Source organism: Stenotrophomonas maltophilia (assembly GCF_002799245.1).
Taxonomy (GTDB): domain Bacteria; phylum Pseudomonadota; class Gammaproteobacteria; order Xanthomonadales; family Xanthomonadaceae; genus Stenotrophomonas; species Stenotrophomonas maltophilia_S.
This window is the reverse complement of the sequence record NZ_NEQV01000005.1, coordinates 355,638-372,561: the sequence shown is the minus strand read 5'-3', so window position 1 is coordinate 372,561 and position 16,924 is coordinate 355,638. Positions and strand designations below refer to the sequence as shown.

Here is a 16,924-nt window from a genome sequence, read left to right as displayed (position 1 = left end):
GGTATCCAGTAAGGGGGAAGGATTCAGCACAGCCGGGCTCCCGGTGCATCCAGCGGCGACACCCAGGCGTCGCTGTCGAAGCCTGCGTCCGCGAATGCGGCTTGCACCGGTGTGGCAGCGGCACGGGCGAGATCGGCATCCTCGAACCAGGCAAACACGCTGGGGCCGGCACCGGAAATGCCCGCACCCATCGCCTGGGCGGACAGCGCCGCATCGCGGGCTGCCCCGAAGCCCGCAATCAGGCCGGCGCGTCGCGGCTCCACCAGCACATCACGCAGGCCGGCGCGGACCAGCCCGGCGTCGCTGCGATGGCAGCCACTGAGCACCAGCGCGAGATTCGCGCTCTGTGCCACGAACTCGGCCAGCGCATAGCTGCCCTGCAGCGCCTGGCGGGCGCGACGTGTCTCCAGCACCGCGTGCGGATGCACCAGCAGGCTGTGCCAGCTGGCCGGTACCGGAATCGGCAGCAGGCGGTCCGCCGTGCACAGCGCCAACCCGCCCAGTAGCAGCGGCCCCACGTTGTCACCGTGGCGACCACCACTGGCCACCGCCTCGCCATCCAGCGCAAACGGGTACAACGCTTCACGCGGCAGCGGTGCATCCAGCAGCGCGTTGGCGGCAACCAGCGCGGCAACGCATGACGCCGCCGAGCCGCCCATGCCGGAGCCGAACGGAATGCCCTTGTCGATCTCCACCGCGAAACCGAAGTCCAGGCCCAGCCCTGCGCGCAGCGACAGCAGTGCGGCGCCGGCCGTGTTCCCGGCAGCCTCCAGAGGCAGCGGCACCTCACTCCCGCGGATCGCCTCGATGCGCACCAGCGGCTCATCGATGCGGCGCACGCTCACGGTATCGCCGACACCGGCGATGGCATGACCCAGAATGTCGAAGCCCACCGCCACGTTGGCCACCGAGGCGGGCGCGAACGCACGTGCGATCACAGGCGCGCTCCTTCACCGGCGGCCACCCTCAGCAGGTCCGCGAACACGCCCGCCGCCGTGACTTCCGGCCCGGCACCCGGCCCCTGCACCACCAGCGGGTTGTCACAGTAGCGACGGGTGCGGAACTGCACCACGTTGTCGGTCAGCCGCAGGTTGGCGAAGGCGTGGTCGGCCGGCAGCTCCTGCAGGCCCACCGAGGCACCGTCGGCGCCCAGCTGCGCCACGTAGCGCAGCACCGCGCCACGTGCCCGCGCGTCCTGCAGCCGCTGCAGCAGGCTGGCATCGGACTCGCCCAACCGGGCCATGAAGTCATCCACGCTGCCCTCGCGCAGCAGTGCCGGCACCAGGCTTTCCACCTGCACCTGCTCCAGGCTGAGCGCGTGGCCGGCCTCGCGCGCCAGGATCACCAGCTTGCGGGCCACGTCCACGCCGGACAGGTCATCGCGCGGATCCGGCTCGGTGTAGCCCATCGACCGCGCCTGCGCGACCAGCGAAGAGAATGGCTGGCTGCCATCGAAGCGGTTGAACAGCCAGGCCAGCGTGCCGGAAAAGATGCCTTCAATCGCCAGCACTTCGTCACCGGTATCGACCAGATCGCGCAGCGTGGTGATCACCGGCAGGCCCGCACCCACCGTGGCCTCGTAGCGGAAGCGCGCGCCGCTGGCCGCCGCGGCGGCACGGATCCGCTGGTAACGTGGCAGCGACCCGGCACCGGCCTGCTTGTTCGGAGTGACCACGTGGATGCCGGCCGCCAGCCAGCCCTCGTAACGCTCGGCCACGTCGGCGCTGCCACTGCAGTCGATCACCACCGCATGCGGCAGGTGCGCGGCCAGCAGGTGTTCGGTGAACCGGTCCAGATCGCTGGACTCACCCGCTTCCTGCAAGGCCTCTCGCCAATCGGCGTGCAGGCCATCCACTTCCAGCCGCATGCGCGAACGCGATGCCAGCGCACGCAGGCGCAGATCGACATTGGCCTTGGCCAGCAGCTGCGGACGCGCTGCCAGCAGCTGGTCCAACAACGCGGCGCCGACATTGCCCGGCCCGATCACCCCGACGGCGAACGTCTGCGGCGACAGCCAGAACCCGGCATGTGCCGCGCGCAGCGCACGCGTGGCATCGGCGCTGTCGACCGCCACCGAGATGTTGCGTTCAGAGGAACCCTGCGCAATCGCCAGGATGTTCACCTGCGCACGCCCGAGCGCCTCGAACAGGCGCGCCGCAACACCGGGCTGGCCGGCCATGCCATCGCCGACCGCCGCCAGCACGCTGACGCCCTCGCTGACCTGCACGCGCTGCACCTGCCCCACCGACAGTTCATGCGCGAACGCGTGCAGCAGCGCCTCGCGCCCACGTGCGGCTTCGGCAGCCCGCACCACGCAGCAGATCGAGTGCTCCGACGAGCCCTGCGAGATCATCACCACCGACACCTGCGCCTGGCGCAGTGCGGCGAATACGCGCTCGGCGGTACCCGGCACGCCGATCAGGCCGGTGCCTTCCAGGTTCAGCAGGGCCAGCCCGGGGCTCAGGGTCAGCCCCTTCACCGGCCCGCGCGGCGAGCGCTCGGCGCTGATGCGCGTACCCGGATGCGCCGGCTGGAACGTATTGCGGATGAAGATCGGCAGGCCGAGGCGGATCGCCGGCGACATGGTCTGCGGGTGCACCACCTTGGCGCCGAAATACGCCAGTTCGCAGGCCTCGTCATAGCTCAGCGACTCCAGCTGCACGGCCTCGGGCACCAGCCGCGGGTCGGCCGACAGCACGCCATCGACATCGGTCCAGATGTGCAGCTCATCGGCGTTGAACAGGGCTGCGAAGATCGCGCCGGAGTAATCGCTGCCGTTGCGCCCCAGCGTGGTGATGCGGTCATGGCGGTCACGGGCGACGAAACCGGTGGCGACCAGTCGCGACTGCGGATGCTGCAGGCGCCACTTGGCGAGGCGGTCGGCGCTGGCCTCCCAATCGACATCCACACCCAGTTCGCCATGCCCGACCACCAGCACATCGCGGGCATCGAGTACCGCACAGTCTTCCCCGAGTGCACGCAGGTGGGTGCCGAGCAGCTGTGCGGAAAACACTTCGCCCAGGCCCTGCACGCGGTCCAGCACCTCGCGCGGCAGCTCGCCGATCACCGCCAGCGCGGCCAGCACTTCCGCCAGCTGCTCGAAGCGCGCGTCGATCCACTCCACGGTTTCACCCACCTGCTCGCCCAGCAGCGCCACGGCGGCACCACGATGGCGCGCGCGCAGGGCATGCCAGGCCTCGCGCCAGCCCTCGTCGCCCTTCGCTGCCAGCTGCGCCAGTTCGATCAGCGCGTCGGTGACGCCCTTCATCGCCGAGACGACAGTGACCTGCAGCGATTCGGGGCGGGCCAGCAGCAGGCCGGCAACATGGCGATAGCGTTCGGCATCGGCCACCGAGGTGCCACCGAACTTGTGCACGACAGTGGACGGCGCAGCCAGATCGGCCGGGGCAATGGGATGGGCGGGGGCGTGGGAAGACATGCAGACCTCGGTAGGAGGCCCCGTCGCATGCAGGTGTCGAGTTTCCCCGCCACCTGGATGGTGCGGGGCCGTGGTTTTCGGGAGTTACACGAAGACGACGGGCCGCACCAGGGCAGTGGTGGCGGTGGTGGTGGTAATGGTGGTGATGGCGACCGGCGCAGTCGAACGGCCCGCAGTGGCGGGGGCGATCAGGCTGGCGTGGGCGGCATCAAGGACCATGGCGCACAGAAAACACTGTGCGCCGGGCCGCTGTCAAGTGCTGCGATGCAAAAATCTGCTGCCGCGATCATCGGCCAACGTGCGGGCATTTGGTTGCAACTGAGACCAAGCCGGCATCAGCACGCTTGACGGGCGCAATCAGCCGGCATGTTCGGAGATCGCCCGTGGCGTGCGATGGGCATGCGCGCACAGCATCACGCCGGCCACCAGGAACACGATCGCCAGCGCTTCCAGCAGCGAGGGCCAGCGCTGCTGCCAGGCAAAGGCATACAGCAGCGCGAACAGCGTCTCGAACACGATCATCTGGCCGGTCAGGGTCAACGGCAGCAGGCGGCTGGCGCGGTTCCAGAACGCGTTGCCGAGGATCGAGGCGATCACCGCCACGCCGGCGCTGATCGCCCAGAAGCCACCCCACTGTGCCGTCGTATGGCTACCGGTGTGGCCAATGAAGGCCATCGGCACCAGCAGCAGGGCCAGGCCGCCGGTCGTGACGCCGGTCAGCAGCGACCAGTCATGGCTGGACAGATCCGGCCTGCGCGCCAGCCAGCGGCTGTTGCCGATCGAGTACAGCGCCCACGAAAACAGCGCTGCAAACGCGCACAGCAGTCCGATCACCCGCTGGCGCCACGGCGTGGCCAGATGTTCAGACATCAGCGACTCCCAGCCGACCAGGGCGACCCCCAGCACGCAAAGGCCCAGTGCCGGCAGCAGCTGCTTCAGAGGCACTGCGCCCTGCTCGCGCACGCCGACCAGGGTGACCACCACCGGAATCAGGCCCACGATCAGCGATGCCGCAGCGCCACCGGCCCACTGCACGGCGGTGGCCAGCAACAGGAAGTACACCAGGTTGCCGGCCAGGCTCAACCACAGCAGGCCGAACCATTCGGCACGGCCCAGCCGCGGTGCCAGCCGCTTCCAGCGCGGCAGCAGCAGGGCGACGGCAATCAGGCCGTAAACCAGATAACGACCGGCGGACAGTTGCAGGGCGTTGAACGAGTGCAGCACGGCGGGCGCGAGGAAGACCACGCCCCACAGCGCACCGGCGGCAACGCCATTGGCGATGCCAAGGGCCATCGGATTGTTGCGCATTCGGGTTGTTCGGGGGAGAGAACGGGCCGCGCAGTGTAAGCGCTGGCAGCACGGCGCTCTTGACCGAGGCTATTGCCCTGCACGGCCACTGATCCGTGGAGCCGGGCCCATGCTCGGCTGCACGATTGCCTTTGTAGAGCCGAGCCCATGCTCGGCTGCACGATTGCCTTTGTAGAGCCGAGCCCATGCTCGGCTGCATGATTGCCTTTGTAGAGCCGAGCCCATGCTCGGCTGCTCTTTGTTGCGGGAGCAGCCGAGCATGGGCTCGGCTCTACGGCGTGACGCGCAAAGCAGCCGAGCATGGGCTCGGCTCTACAGGGCAACGCACAAAGCAGCCGAGCATGGGCTCGGCTCTACAGATCAGTCGCTGCCCCTGCGCCACGCGGCTGGCGTCTGCCCGCACTCGCGGCGCAGCGCACGGGTCAGCGCGCTCTGCTCGGAATAGCCTGCGGCCAGCGCAATATCGCTGATCGGCGCGGCGCTGGTGCGCAGCTGATGCTTGGCCCAACGCAGACGGCACGCGCTGAGCCAAGCCTGCGGGCTCAGCCCGAACTCGCGCTGGAACAACGCGTGCAACCGGCTCTCGCTGACACCGACAAAGCCAGCCATGCGCGCTACCGGCCAGGCCTGGCCGGGATCGACCTGCACCGCCGCGCACAGGCCCTGCATGCGCGCGCCGCTGCCCGCCGGTGCAAACACCTGCAGCAGCTGTGGCAGGAGGGGTGGCAAAGGCTGGCCCTCACGCACCTGGGCCAGGCGCTGCCGCAGCGCCAGTGGCAGGTGCAGCCAGCGCTGGCGGCACAGGTGTTCCTGGGTGCCGTCATCGAGCACGCCCGGCGCGCAATCCACGATCACGAAACCATTGGGGCCGTCGGCCATCTGGTCATGCGCTTCACCAGCCGCGACGAACGCCCCCTGCAGCAGGTCCAGGCGGCCACCGCGGCCTTCCATCTCGAACTGCAGCTCGCCCTGCAGCGGCAGCACCCACTGCGCATAGTCGTGGCGGTCCAGGCCGGTGGCCTGGCTGTAGTGCCGCAGGTGGAAGATCGCGCCCATATGACGAGTGTGCGCGTGCTGACATTTCCCTGCAACGCGCGCCGCGCGCCAGCCATGCTATGTTCCAGCCAGTTCCAGACGCAGGGATGGCAAGGTGAACAGCATGATCCGAGTGCTTCCGCTGGCACTGGCCAGCGTCTTCCCCCTGGCTGCGCAAGCCCAGGCCCCAACCACGGCGCCGGCCACCGGCCGCATCGCACCTGCGCAGCACTGCCTGGATGCGCGTGACGTGCGCCAGGTCGAGCAGGAGACGCCTGCCGCCATGGCGGTCCGTGATGGCAGGGGCCAGGCCTACCGCATCGATTTCACCGCAGCCTGCCCGGGCATCAACGAAGCCAGCGCCCTGCGCCTGGAGGCACCGTCAGGCTGGGCCTGCGGGCGGCCCAGTGAACAGGTGGTGGTGGATGGCCGCCGCTGCGATGTCGGCAGCGTCACGCCCATCGACAACCGCGAGTTCGCAAGCACCGCACGCCAGAGCGGCCGCCTGTATGCGTCCACCCTGCCGCGCGTGGACGTGACCGCCAAGGGCAAGCCGACCCGCGGCGGCGACAGCCCGCGCCACACCTTCCAGACCTCGCCGGCGTTCTGCTTCGCCACCCGCCATGTGCGCAGCTGGAGCGAAGATTCGCAGGGCGTGGTGGTGGAAACCAACCCACGCCGCAATGGCGGCATCCGCTACTACCGGGTCGAACTGGCCGGCAGCTGCTCGATCCTGGCCGGTGCGCAGGAAGTGAACTTCGAATCCGGCTTTGGCAACGGCCTGATCTGCGGCAACCCCGGTGACCGCATGGTCATGCTGCCCTCTCCATTCGGCGGTGAAGACCTTCGCGCCAGCACGCCGCGCTTCGCCCGCCCAAGCTGTGGCGTGCTGGCCGTCTATCCGAAGGACCTGCCCGACCAGGCGTCGCGCTAACCGTCGACGCCGAGGAATGCGAACGGTGCGCTGGGCACGAAGTGGCCCAGTGCATCGCCAGCGAAGGTATTGCGCTGGTCCGGGCCGAGATCGAGCTTGAGCACCTTGCCGCCGAAATCGACCTTGTTCAGATCGACCCAGAAGGTGTTCGGGGTCAGTGCCGATTCGAAGAAGTACAACCGCCGCTTGTGATCGGCCACCGTGCGCCAGCGCGTGGATGAGATGTTCGGCTCGCCCGGCGTGGTGATGCCATACGGCACCGAGGTGTTGCGGATCACGCTGAACACACTGGCCAGCGCCACCACCGGATCTTCGGCCTTGGGAATGGCGTTGATGTAGAACGAGGCGCGCGCGAAACGGTCGGCGGAGCGGTTGGTACCCGGCAGCATCACCGTGCCGCCGATCTGTTGCCAGTAGCTGTTGAGCGCCAGCTGCTGTTCGAAGATCGGGGAATTGGTCATCACCTGGTAGCGCCGGTCATGGTGGATCACCTGGCGACCGCCGATGTACTCGACGATGGCACTGTCGCCGCTGGCATCGGACAGCGACAGGTGCAGCGTGGCCTGACGGTCTTCGCCCGGCACCTTGTCGGTGACGATCGAGTACGGCTCGCGCTTCAACGCTGCGACCGCCTCGTCTACGGTGGCGAAGTTGTCCAGCACGTACTGCGCCCACAGCGATATGGCCAGGCCCGGCTTGTTGCCGCGCTGCTGCGGATATTCCGATTCGACCAGCCACAGCAGGTTGGCCACCAGGCCTTTCTCGTTCATGCCATCGGTGGTCGACACGTCGTAGCCGGTCGCCACCACCGAACCATAACGTGCGGTCCAGGCCAGCGACTTCGGACCGGCCTGGCCGGTGCGTGCGATGCCGCGCGGCAGCACATAGAGGTTGGTCGCCACATCGACCTTCCAGTCCATCGAGCGCGCGGTGATCACATCACCGTTGTCACCCAGGTACACCGCGCGCGTGCAGGCCAGTACCGGTGCCATCGCCGCCGCCAGCGCAACCAACAGCGTCGCCCTCCCCATCCACTTCATCCGTGCCATGTCATTGCGCTCCTTTCCCCGTGATGCGTGGATAGGACCCCAAGGGGGGTGACACAGGGGTGAAGCCTCAGCGGACGAAGCGGTCGTGCAGCCAGAATCCTGCAAGCATCGCCGGTACGAACCACAGCGCTTCACGCGATGCCACCGCCAACCCGGCGATGGCCGGGCCGGGGCAATAGCCTGCCCAGCCCCAACCGATGCCGAACAACGCCGCGCCCAGCAGCAGGCGTACATCGACACCACGGGCAGCAGGCAACTGGAAGCGGTTCGCGTACAGCGGCTGCCGTCGTCGCAGCACCCAGCGCTGGCCGACCGCGCTGACCAGCAGCGCCGAGCCCAGCACCCACATCAACGTGGGATCGAAGTCACCCGTGATGTCGAGGAAGCCGAGCACCCGCCGCGCGTCGGTCATGCCCGACAGCGCCAGCCCCGCGCCGAACAGTGCCCCGGCCACCGCGGCGGCCGCAACCGGGCGGCTCACGCCAGTCCTCCGCCGTGGCGGATGAGGAACGTGGCCAGCATTGCGCAGGCCATGAACACCAGCACCGCCAGCAGCGACCGTTTCGAGCCCCGCGCCATGCCGCACACGCCATGCCCACTGGTGCAGCCATTACCCAGGCGTGTGCCAAAGCCCACCAGCACGCCGGCGCCCACCAGCTGCCAGGCCGGCAGGGCATCGCGCAGCAACGCACGCGGAGACTGCCCCGACGGCGCCTGCCACCACAACACAGCTGCGGCGGCGGCAAGCAGGCCGAGCAGGAACGCCCAGCGCCAGCCGCGCTCACCCAGCCCTGCACGCAGGCTGCCGGCAGCGATGCCGCTGATACCCGCGACACGCCCGGTGGTAGCCAGCAACAGCACCACGGCGGCGCCGATCAGCGCCCCACCCGCCACAGCAGCCCAGGGCAGGCTCATGGCCGGCCTCCGCTCAATGCGTCCATCGACTTGCCTTTTAATTTAGACTTTTCTAAATTAGCGCCTTCTAAATACAAAGTTCAACCATGCCACGCACCGCACTCGACAGTGCCGCGATGGCCAAGCACGCCGCGCAGGCCGCTGCCCTGCTCAAAAGCCTGGCCCACCCTGCCCGCCTGCGCGTGCTGTGCCGCCTGGTCGAAGGCGAAGCGCCGGTGCCGGAGCTGCAGGCGCTGACCGGATTGAGCGCATCGGCGCTGTCCCAGCACCTGGCCGTGCTGCGCGAACTGGACATCGTGGCGACCCGGCGCGAAGCGCAGGCCATCCACTACCGGGTGCTTGAGGGGCCGGCACTGGGCGTGCTGCAGGCGCTGCATGCCGCCTACTGCGGCGGCGGCACCTCGCGTTGATGCTCAGCCGGCGTGCAGTACTGGCTGCACGACGTTGTCGAGCAGATCCACCGGCGTCGGCGCGGAGCGATCGCCCTCCAGGGCACGGGTGAAACCCGACCAGTCGCTGGATGACAGCTGGCGCAGCAGCGCCCCCTCCACCGGCAACGCGCGCATCGACCAGTACGGAAACTGGCGCTGGCCCAGGCGGCCACGCGCCAGTTCGATGATGTCGATATGGCTGCCGGCCTGCAGGATGCGTTCGTAGACCGAATCGATGCCGTCCGGCGGCCCTTCGATGTACTGCAGGAATCGCCCGCCGTCGTGCAGCAGCACGCCGGTCACGCCGGCCATCTTGTTGAAGCGGGCCGCATCGTCGACCAGCGCCTGCAGCCGTTCGATGGACAGGTCAGGCAGCGCTCTGCTGACATAGGCGATCGCACGCAGTGGCATGGTGCTTCCTTGGCAATATGTGCCGCCACGGTAGCAGTTGCGGACGAGCCCGTCTCAGATCCGCGGCACGTTTGCTGAAGAATTCAGTTTGCTGCGTTCCCCGGGCTTTCACCGCGCCGCGGCAAGGTCGCTTCGAACACCACCTGCCCTTCTTCGTTGCGCGCGCCGATGTGGCCACCGTGGGCGCGGACGAACTGATCGACGATGTACAGGCCCAGCCCCAGGCCATTGCTGGGGTGGAAGCTGGCCTTGAACGGCTCGAACAGGCGCGGCAGCAGCGCGTCATCGATCCGGCCGGCGTTGCTCACCCGCAACAGCACGCTGCGGGGATCACGGCCGTCCACCTCCACCCTCGCCTCGCTGCCATGGGTGAGCGCGTTGCCGACCAGGTTCGCGGCGACCTGGCCCAGCCGATCCAGATCGCCCTGCAGGCGGGTATCGCCCTGCGTGTCCAGATGCACCCGTGCGTGGCCGTGGGCACTGCCCGCCTCGGCCACCACCGCACGGGTGACCTCCGCCAAATCACAGGCACCGGCCTGCAGGCGCAGGCCGCCGCTGCGGATCCGCGAAAAGTCCAGCAGCTGCTCGACCATGCGCGCCATGCGCAGGGTGCTGGCTTCCAGGTACTTCAGGGTCTGCTGCGCACCGGCATTGTCCGCAGGAAGCTCCAGCGCCAGCTTGTCGGCACACAGCAGGATCGCCGACAGCGGCGTGCGCAGATCGTGGGTGAGCACGGCCGCCATCGTTTCGTTGAGCTTGAGCGAACGCTCCAGCGCCTCGTTGCGCGCCTTCAGCAGCTGGCGCTGCTGGTAGAGCTCGATGAAAACGTTGACCTTGCCCAGGATCACCTGCGGTGCCACCGGCTTGTGCAGGAAGTCGACCGCGCCGGTTTCGTAGCCCTTGAACGCGCGCACCGGATCGTCCGGCGAGGCGGTCAGGAAGATGATCGGCACATCCCGGCTGCGATGCGAACCGCGCATCAGCTCGGCCAGGGTGAAGCCATCGATCTCCGGCATGTGCACGTCGAGCAGGGCCAGTGCGACTTCATGCTCCAGCAGCAGCTCCAGCGCCTGTGCGCCCGAGTCCGCCAGCAGCAGATTCACGCCCTCGCGCTGCAGCAGCGCGTTCATGGCCACCAGGTTCTGCGGCACGTCATCGACGATCAGCAGGTTGACCGGGGTCTGCGACTGCGCAGGGTCCGGTGGCAGCAGGTTCATGCAAACAACTCCTTCAGGCGACGGCACATCAATGCGAGGGGCAGCACGGCATCGGCGCCAGCGTGCTGCAGGGCGGAGGCCGGCATCATCGATGCCTCGGCTTCCTCGGGACACTGCAGCCAGGCGCGGCCGCCGGCGGCGCGCACCGCGGCCACGCCTTCACTACCGTCGCTGCTGGCACCGGTCAGCAACAGGGCCAGCACCTGGGCGCCGAAGACGGCCGCAGCCGATTCGAACAGCGGATCGATGGCCGGGCGCGAAAACAGCACCGGTGCGTCCACCGACAGCGCCAGCGAACCGACGTCTTCCACCAGCAGGTGATAGTCCGGTGGCGCGAAGGTCACCGTGCCACGCTGCAGCGGCTGCTTGTCTTCGGCCTCGCGTACCGGCAGCGCGCAGTACGGTGCAAGCACTTCGGCGATGCGGCTGGTACGGTCGCGCGGCAGGTGGAGCACCGCCAGCACAGGCGCCGGCAGCGTCACCGGCAGCGCACCGAGCACTGCCTGCAACGCCGCGACCCCACCTGCGGAGGCGCCGATCACCAGCACGGCCGGGCGCAGGGGCAGGCTCATCAGGCGACTTTCCGGTACAGGCGATGCTCACGCGAGCAGACCTCGAAGGCATCGTGGTGCTGCCCGAACTGCAGCGACTCCTTGCTGCCCAGGCCAAGGAAACCGCGATGCACCAGCGCCTCACGGAACAGGCCCACCGCGCGGTCCTGCAGATCGCGGTTGAAATAGATCAGCACGTTGCGGCACGACACCAGGTGCACTTCGGAGAACACCGTGTCGGTGGCCAGGCTGTGGTCGGCGAACACCACGTTGCGGCGCAGCTGGCGATCGAACACCGCGCCATCGTAGGCCGTGGCGTAATAGTCGGACAGCGATGCGATGCCACCGGCCGCCAGGTAGTTGCGGCTGAACTGGGCCATCCGGTCGATGCCATAGGCGCCGGCTTCGGCGGTGGCCAGCGCTGCCGGATTGATGTCGGTGGCATAGACGATGCTGCGTTCGAGCAGGCCTTCCTCGTGCAGCAGGATCGCCAGCGACCACACCTCTTCGCCGGTACTGCAGCCGGCCACCCACAGCTTCACCGACGGGTACGTGCGCAGCACCGGCACCACCTGCTCGCGCAGCTCGCGGAAGTAGGCCGGGTCACGGAACATCTCCGAAACCTGCACGGTGAAGAACTGCATCGCCTGCGCGAACAGGTCCGGCTCGTGCAGCAGGCGGTGCTGCAGGTCGGCCAGCCGCTCGCACTCATAGCGCTGCATGGCCTGGCGGATGCGCCGCCGCAGCGACGACACCGCGTAGCTGCGGAAATCATAGTGATAGCGCTGGTACAGCGCTTCCAGCAGCACTTTCAGTTCCAGGTCGAACAGCGCCTGCTCGTTCATTGCCGCGAGCACCAGACACGGCACAGCGAGACCAGCTTGTCGACATCGATGGGCTTGGCGATGTAATCGTTGGCACCGGCCTGCAGGCAACGCTCACGGTCGTCCGGCATGGCCTTGGCGGTCAGCGCGATGATCGGCAGGTCCTGCAGGTGGCGCTGCGCGCGGATTTCGCGCATCGCGGCCAGGCCGTCCTTCTCCGGCATCATGATGTCCATCAGCACCAGATCGACCTCGCGCTCGGCCAGGCGATCAACCGCTTCCTGGCCATTGCGCGCGATCTCCAGCGTCACACCGAGGGGTTCCAGCACGCTGGACAGCGCGAAGATGTTGCGCACATCGTCCTCGGCCAGCAGCACGGTACGGCCATCGAGCACGGTGTCACGGCGGCGTGCCTCGCGCAGCAGGCGCTGCTGGTCGGTTGGCAGGCTGGCCTCGACGCTGTGCAGGAACAGGGTCACTTCATCCAGCAGGCGCTCGGGCGAACGCGCGCCCTTGATGATGATGCTCTTGGAATAGCGGCGCAGGCGCTGCTCTTCCTCGCGGCTGAGCGCGCGGCCGGTGTAGACGATCACCGGCGGGAAGCCGACGTCATCGTTGCCGGCCATGTGCTCGAGCAGGTCATAGCCACTGCCATCGGGCAGCGACAGGTCCATCACCATGCAGTCGAAGGTGACCGTACTGAGCTGTTCCAGCGCGCCGGCCAGGGTGCCCACCGCGACGATCTGCAGCTGATCGCGGCCCAGCAGCAGTTCCAGGTTGTGGCGCAGCTCGCTGTCGTCCTCCACGATCAGCAGGCGCCGCATGTCGCGCTGGCTGGTCTGTTCCAGCTGCTCGATGGCCGTCACCAGCCGCTCGCGCGTGGTCGGCTTGATCGCAAAACCGATCGCGCCCAGTTCGCGTGCAACCTGGCCGCGTTCCATCGCCGAAACCACGTGCACCGGAATGTGGCGGGTGTCCGGATTGCGCTTCAGGCGCTCCAGCACGCTCAGGCCGGACACATCGGGCAGGCCGATATCGAGCAGGATACCGTTCGGGCGCAGCTCGCTGGCCAGTGCCAGCGCTTCTTCCGCCGTGCTGGCCACCACGCAGTCGAAGTCCAGCTCGTGGGCCAGCACCACCAGCGCTTCGGCGAAGGTGGCGTCGTCTTCCACGGCCAGGATCAGCCGGCCTGCACGCTGGCGCCGGCCACGATCATCAACCACGCTGGCCGCTGCAGCGACGACGGCGGGGGCGATGGCCGGAGCTGCGGCAGCAGGCGCGGCCACAGGCATGGTCGCCGGCGCTGCGATGGCAGCAGCGGGCGCCTGGTCCGATTGCAGCGCAGGCGCACCCTGCAGCGGCAATTCCAGAATGAAGCAGCTGCCACGGCCCGGCTCACTGTCGACCTGGATGCCACCACCCATGCGCTCGGCCAGGTCACGCGAGATCGACAGGCCCAGGCCGGTGCCACCGTAGCGGCGGCGGGTGCTGCCATCGGCCTGGCGGAACGCCTCGAAGATCACCTGCAGCTGCTCGCGGGCAATCCCGATGCCGGTGTCGCAGACCTCGAAGCGGATGCGACCGTTGCCGCCCGCCCGCACGTGCAGGCTGACCTTGCCGTGCTCGGTGAACTTCAGCGCGTTGGCCAGCAGGTTCTTCAGGATCTGCTGCAGGCGCTGGTTGTCGGCAACCATCTGGCCCGGCGCCAGCGCATCGGCTTCGATCTGCAGGACCAGGCCCTTCTGCCGCGCCATCGGCTCGAAGGTCTCGCGCAGGCGCTGCAGGACGCTGTCCACCACCACCACTTCATCGGCCAGCTCGACATGGCCGGCCTCGATGCGCGACAGGTCCAGGATGTCGTTGATCAACGCCAGCAGGTCGTTGTTGGACGACAGGATCGCGCGCGCGTACTTCACCTGTTCCGCAGTGAGCGTGCCGTCCTTGTTGTCGGCCAGCAGCTTGGCCAGGATCAGCGAGCTGTTCAGCGGGGTGCGCAGCTCGTGTGACATGTTGGCCAGGAACTCGGACTTGTAGCGCGAGGTCGCGGCCAGTTCGTTGCTGTTGCGCACCAGCTGGCTCTGTGCGACCAGCAGCGCCTGCTTCTGCGCCTCAAGCTCGTGCGTCCGCTCTTCCAGCTGCACATTGCTCTGTTCCAGCTCGGCCTGCTGCTGCTCCAGGTGCCCCTGCGACTGCATCAGGCTGCGGCTCTGTTCCTCCAGCTCCTCATTGGCCACGCGCAGCTCTTCCTGCTGGGCCTGCAGCTCCTCGCCCTGCCGCTGTGATTCCTCCAGCAGCACCACCAGCTGAGCACGCAGCAACGAGGCGCGCAGCGCCATGCCGATCGTTTCGGCGCAGCGCTCCAGCAGCTCGTCATCGAGACTGCGCTGCCCGCCGATGCGTGCCCGCCCCAGCTCGATCACACCGACCACGGCGCCGTCGCTGCTGATCGGCGCCAGGATGCGCTCGCGCACCGGCAGCCGGCCCAGGCTGGTCTGCAGGTCCAGGACGGCTGCGTCATCGCCATACAGGTGGCGGATCCGCTCATCACGCGCCACCTGCCCGGCCAGCCCTTCCTGCAGGGCCAGCGACGCCGGAGTGCCAGAGGGCAGCGCCATGCCCCCCGTCAACTGCAACCGCCCACCTTCCAGCCGATAGACCGCCCCCACATCGGCATCCAGCTGGCCGGCCAGGCTCGCAGCCGAGGCTTCGGCGATCTGCTCCGGCCCGAGGTCGCCGCGCAGGCTCATCGCCACCGCGTTCTCGGCCTCCTGCAGCCAGAGTGCGCGCATCGCCTGGCGCCGGGCCTGGATCGCGCGTGAGACGATCAGCGCGATCATCAGGAAGGCGCAGCCACCAATGGTGCGGTTGACGAACGAGAACGACGAATTGTTGCTGGCCGGCGCCACGTTGAAGCCGATCACCAGCAGCACGCAGGCGATCACCGCGACCACGAACGGCGCGCGCGCACTGCGTTGGAACACCGTGACGCCCACGGCCAGGAAATAGGCCAGCCAGACCGCGTATCCCAGCGGCACCACCAGTTCCAGCGCGATGGTAATGGCCAGCAGCACGGCAGAGGTCATCCAGATCCAGCGGTCACGCGCAGTCGCACCAGGACGCATGCAGGTCGGTTCCAGAAGAAAAAGGGTGGGTGATGTTACTCCTAGTCGTATTCAGCCGCACAGGACAAATGGCACGTGCCGCGCCTGCACGCGTCCTTCACACTTGAATGCCTAGCTTCACGTCCCTCACAGGGGCAACACTTATTTCCACGTGGACGCAGCGGCCTCTACGACGTCCGTGCTGACGGATCCTTCCCGACAACTGCGATTGCTGATCGACAGCGTGCGCGACCATGCGCTGTACCTGCTCGATCCGGAAGGCATGGTGTGCAGCTGGAACCCAGGCGCCGAGCGCATCAAGGGCTATTCCGCCGACGAAGTTGTGGGAACGCACTTTGGGCGCTTCTACCTGCCGGCCGACCGTGAGGCAGGTGAGCCGCTGCGCCTGCTCCGCCTTGCGGCGCAGCATGGCCATGTTGCCAGCGAGGGCTGGCGGGTACGCCGGGACGGCTCGTCATTCCGCGCCAGCGTGGTCATCGAGCCCGTCATGGAGGCCGGCGAACTGCTCGGCTTCGTCAAGATCACCCGCGACATCACCGAGCAATGGCAGGCCCAGCGGTTGCTGCGGGATGCCCAGCGCGCCCTGCGCCACACCCAGCAGTTCGAGACCGTCGGCCGCCTCAGCCGCGGCCTGTCGCACGAGTTCAACAACCTGTTGACCACCATCGGCAATGCGCTGGACCTGCTTTCGTTGCGTGTCGCCAGCGACGTACGCGCGTCTGAGCTGCTGGATGCCGCACAGGCCGCCACCGATCGCGGCGCGCTGCTGACCCGGCAGCTGCTGGCATTCAGTACCGGCCAGACCCTGATCCGCGAACCTGTGGACATCAATACGCTGCTGCAGCAATGGTTGCCGGACCTGCAGCGCACCTGCCCGGCACACGTCGTGCTCGAGGCCAGCCTGGCGCCTGGGCTGCCGCAGGTGAGCACCGATGCGATGCAGCTGCAGACCGCGCTGGCCAACCTGGTCGCCAATGCAGCGGAGGCCACGCTTGAGGGAGGTCGCATCCTGATCGGCACGGCCCTGGAACATCGCCTGGATCCGGACGCGGACACCGCATTGCAACGCGGCTATGTCACGCTCAGCGTCTGTGACGAAGGCCATGGCATGGCGGCCGAGATCGCCGAGCGCGCGACCGAGCCCTTCTTCACCACCAAGGACATCGGCAAGGGCAGCGGCCTGGGCCTGAGCCAGGTGTTCGGATTCACTACCCAGAGCGGCGGCTTCGTCGATGTGTCCACCACGCCCGGTGTCGGCACCACGGTCAGCCTGCTGCTACCCGCAATAGAGGACCCAGCCCATGACCGATGAACCGATCCGCGTACTGATGGTGGAAGACCAGAACGATCTGCGCGAGATGATCGGCCTGGCCCTGCGCGATTTCGGCATCGAGGTCGCCACCACCGCAGATGCACATGAAGCCGCTGCGTTGTTGAAGGGCGAGGCGCGCTTCGACGTGGTGTTCAGCGATATCAGCATGCCCAACGGCATGTCCGGGATCGAACTGAGCGAGCACGTCGCCCGCGAACAACCGCAGGCGCGCATGATCCTGTCCTCCGGCTATGCACGCTCGCAGCTGCCGCCGCTGCCGGAGCAGGTGGAGTTCCTGCCCAAGCCCTATCGCCTGCGCCAGCTGGTGGAGTTGTTGAAGCAGGACTGACGGCTCGCCGGGCATCGCCCGGCACGT

At 67.9% G+C, this 16,924-nt stretch carries 17 protein-coding genes; 4 read left to right on the top strand and 13 right to left on the bottom strand.

Going from position 1 to position 16,924, the window contains the following annotated elements:
* Nucleotides 1-23: 23 nt before the first annotated feature.
* The 5 genes from B9Y64_RS16620 to B9Y64_RS16605 form a co-directional block, all read right to left on the bottom strand.
* On the bottom strand, nt 24-938 hold the full coding sequence (locus B9Y64_RS16620) for a homoserine kinase (protein ID WP_100441652.1): 915 nt from the start codon (nt 936-938) through the stop codon (nt 24-26).
* Entirely contained in the window at nt 935-3,439 is a 2,505-nt protein-coding gene (gene thrA / locus B9Y64_RS16615) for a bifunctional aspartate kinase/homoserine dehydrogenase I (RefSeq protein WP_100441651.1), read from the bottom strand. Before thrA ends, B9Y64_RS16620 begins: the two co-directional genes overlap by 4 nt.
* A gap of 84 nt (nt 3,440-3,523) precedes the next feature.
* Nucleotides 3,524-3,658: a hypothetical protein gene (locus B9Y64_RS22430; RefSeq protein WP_265350058.1), complete on the bottom strand. Its 135-nt coding sequence runs from the start codon at nt 3,656-3,658 to the stop codon at nt 3,524-3,526.
* Between the two features lie 138 nt (nt 3,659-3,796).
* Nucleotides 3,797-4,747, bottom strand: a complete 951-nt coding sequence (locus B9Y64_RS16610; RefSeq protein WP_100441650.1) for a DMT family transporter — start codon at nt 4,745-4,747, stop codon at nt 3,797-3,799.
* A gap of 360 nt (nt 4,748-5,107) precedes the next feature.
* Nucleotides 5,108-5,803 (bottom strand): helix-turn-helix transcriptional regulator, encoded by a 696-nt coding sequence (locus B9Y64_RS16605; RefSeq protein WP_100441649.1) that lies wholly within the window; start codon nt 5,801-5,803, stop codon nt 5,108-5,110.
* Nucleotides 5,804-5,906: 103 nt separating this feature from the next.
* Between B9Y64_RS16605 and B9Y64_RS16600 the strand changes: the two genes are divergently transcribed.
* The gene (locus tag B9Y64_RS16600) at nt 5,907-6,716 is read left to right on the top strand and encodes a DUF6491 family protein (RefSeq protein WP_100441648.1); all 810 of its coding nucleotides are present in this window, start codon (nt 5,907-5,909) and stop codon (nt 6,714-6,716) included.
* On the opposite strand, the gene B9Y64_RS16595 is transcribed toward B9Y64_RS16600, so the two are convergent.
* From B9Y64_RS16595 to B9Y64_RS16585, 3 genes are all read right to left on the bottom strand, one after another.
* Nucleotides 6,713-7,765: a linear amide C-N hydrolase gene (locus B9Y64_RS16595; RefSeq protein WP_100441647.1), complete on the bottom strand. Its 1,053-nt coding sequence runs from the start codon at nt 7,763-7,765 to the stop codon at nt 6,713-6,715. The two genes, B9Y64_RS16600 and B9Y64_RS16595, sit on opposite strands and share 4 nt — an antisense overlap.
* A gap of 67 nt (nt 7,766-7,832) precedes the next feature.
* Nucleotides 7,833-8,246 carry a DUF6691 family protein gene (locus tag B9Y64_RS16590; protein ID WP_100441646.1) on the bottom strand — a complete coding sequence of 138 codons (414 nt, stop codon included), beginning with the start codon at nt 8,244-8,246 and terminating at the stop codon, nt 7,833-7,835.
* Entirely contained in the window at nt 8,243-8,680 is a 438-nt protein-coding gene (locus tag B9Y64_RS16585; protein WP_100441645.1) for a YeeE/YedE family protein, read from the bottom strand. The genes B9Y64_RS16590 and B9Y64_RS16585 overlap by 4 nt, the downstream gene beginning before the upstream one ends.
* A gap of 86 nt (nt 8,681-8,766) precedes the next feature.
* On the opposite strand from B9Y64_RS16585, the gene B9Y64_RS16580 reads away from it, so the two are divergent.
* Entirely contained in the window at nt 8,767-9,090 is a 324-nt protein-coding gene (locus B9Y64_RS16580; protein WP_100441644.1) for an ArsR/SmtB family transcription factor, read from the top strand.
* Between the two features lie 3 nt (nt 9,091-9,093).
* On the opposite strand, the gene B9Y64_RS16575 is transcribed toward B9Y64_RS16580, so the two are convergent.
* From B9Y64_RS16575 to B9Y64_RS16555, 5 genes are all read right to left on the bottom strand, one after another.
* Entirely contained in the window at nt 9,094-9,522 is a 429-nt protein-coding gene (locus tag B9Y64_RS16575; RefSeq protein WP_100441643.1) for a BLUF domain-containing protein, read from the bottom strand.
* 83 nt (nt 9,523-9,605) lie between these two features.
* Nucleotides 9,606-10,739: a hybrid sensor histidine kinase/response regulator gene (locus tag B9Y64_RS16570; RefSeq protein WP_100441642.1), complete on the bottom strand. Its 1,134-nt coding sequence runs from the start codon at nt 10,737-10,739 to the stop codon at nt 9,606-9,608.
* Nucleotides 10,736-11,311, bottom strand: a complete 576-nt coding sequence (locus B9Y64_RS16565) for a chemotaxis protein CheB (protein ID WP_100441641.1) — start codon at nt 11,309-11,311, stop codon at nt 10,736-10,738. Before B9Y64_RS16565 ends, B9Y64_RS16570 begins: the two co-directional genes overlap by 4 nt.
* A complete protein-coding gene (locus B9Y64_RS16560; RefSeq protein ID WP_100441640.1) occupies nt 11,311-12,135 on the bottom strand; it encodes a CheR family methyltransferase in 825 nt (274 codons plus the stop codon). The genes B9Y64_RS16565 and B9Y64_RS16560 overlap by 1 nt, the downstream gene beginning before the upstream one ends.
* The gene (locus B9Y64_RS16555) at nt 12,132-15,236 is read right to left on the bottom strand and encodes a response regulator (protein WP_100441639.1); all 3,105 of its coding nucleotides are present in this window, start codon (nt 15,234-15,236) and stop codon (nt 12,132-12,134) included. Before B9Y64_RS16555 ends, B9Y64_RS16560 begins: the two co-directional genes overlap by 4 nt.
* Nucleotides 15,237-15,387: 151 nt before the next feature.
* Between B9Y64_RS16555 and B9Y64_RS16550 the strand changes: the two genes are divergently transcribed.
* Nucleotides 15,388-16,548 (top strand): two-component system sensor histidine kinase NtrB, encoded by a 1,161-nt coding sequence (locus B9Y64_RS16550; protein WP_406752716.1) that lies wholly within the window; start codon nt 15,388-15,390, stop codon nt 16,546-16,548.
* Entirely contained in the window at nt 16,538-16,897 is a 360-nt protein-coding gene (locus tag B9Y64_RS16545) for a response regulator (RefSeq protein ID WP_100441637.1), read from the top strand. Before B9Y64_RS16550 ends, B9Y64_RS16545 begins: the two co-directional genes overlap by 11 nt.
* The last annotated feature ends 27 nt before the right edge of the window (nt 16,898-16,924 follow it).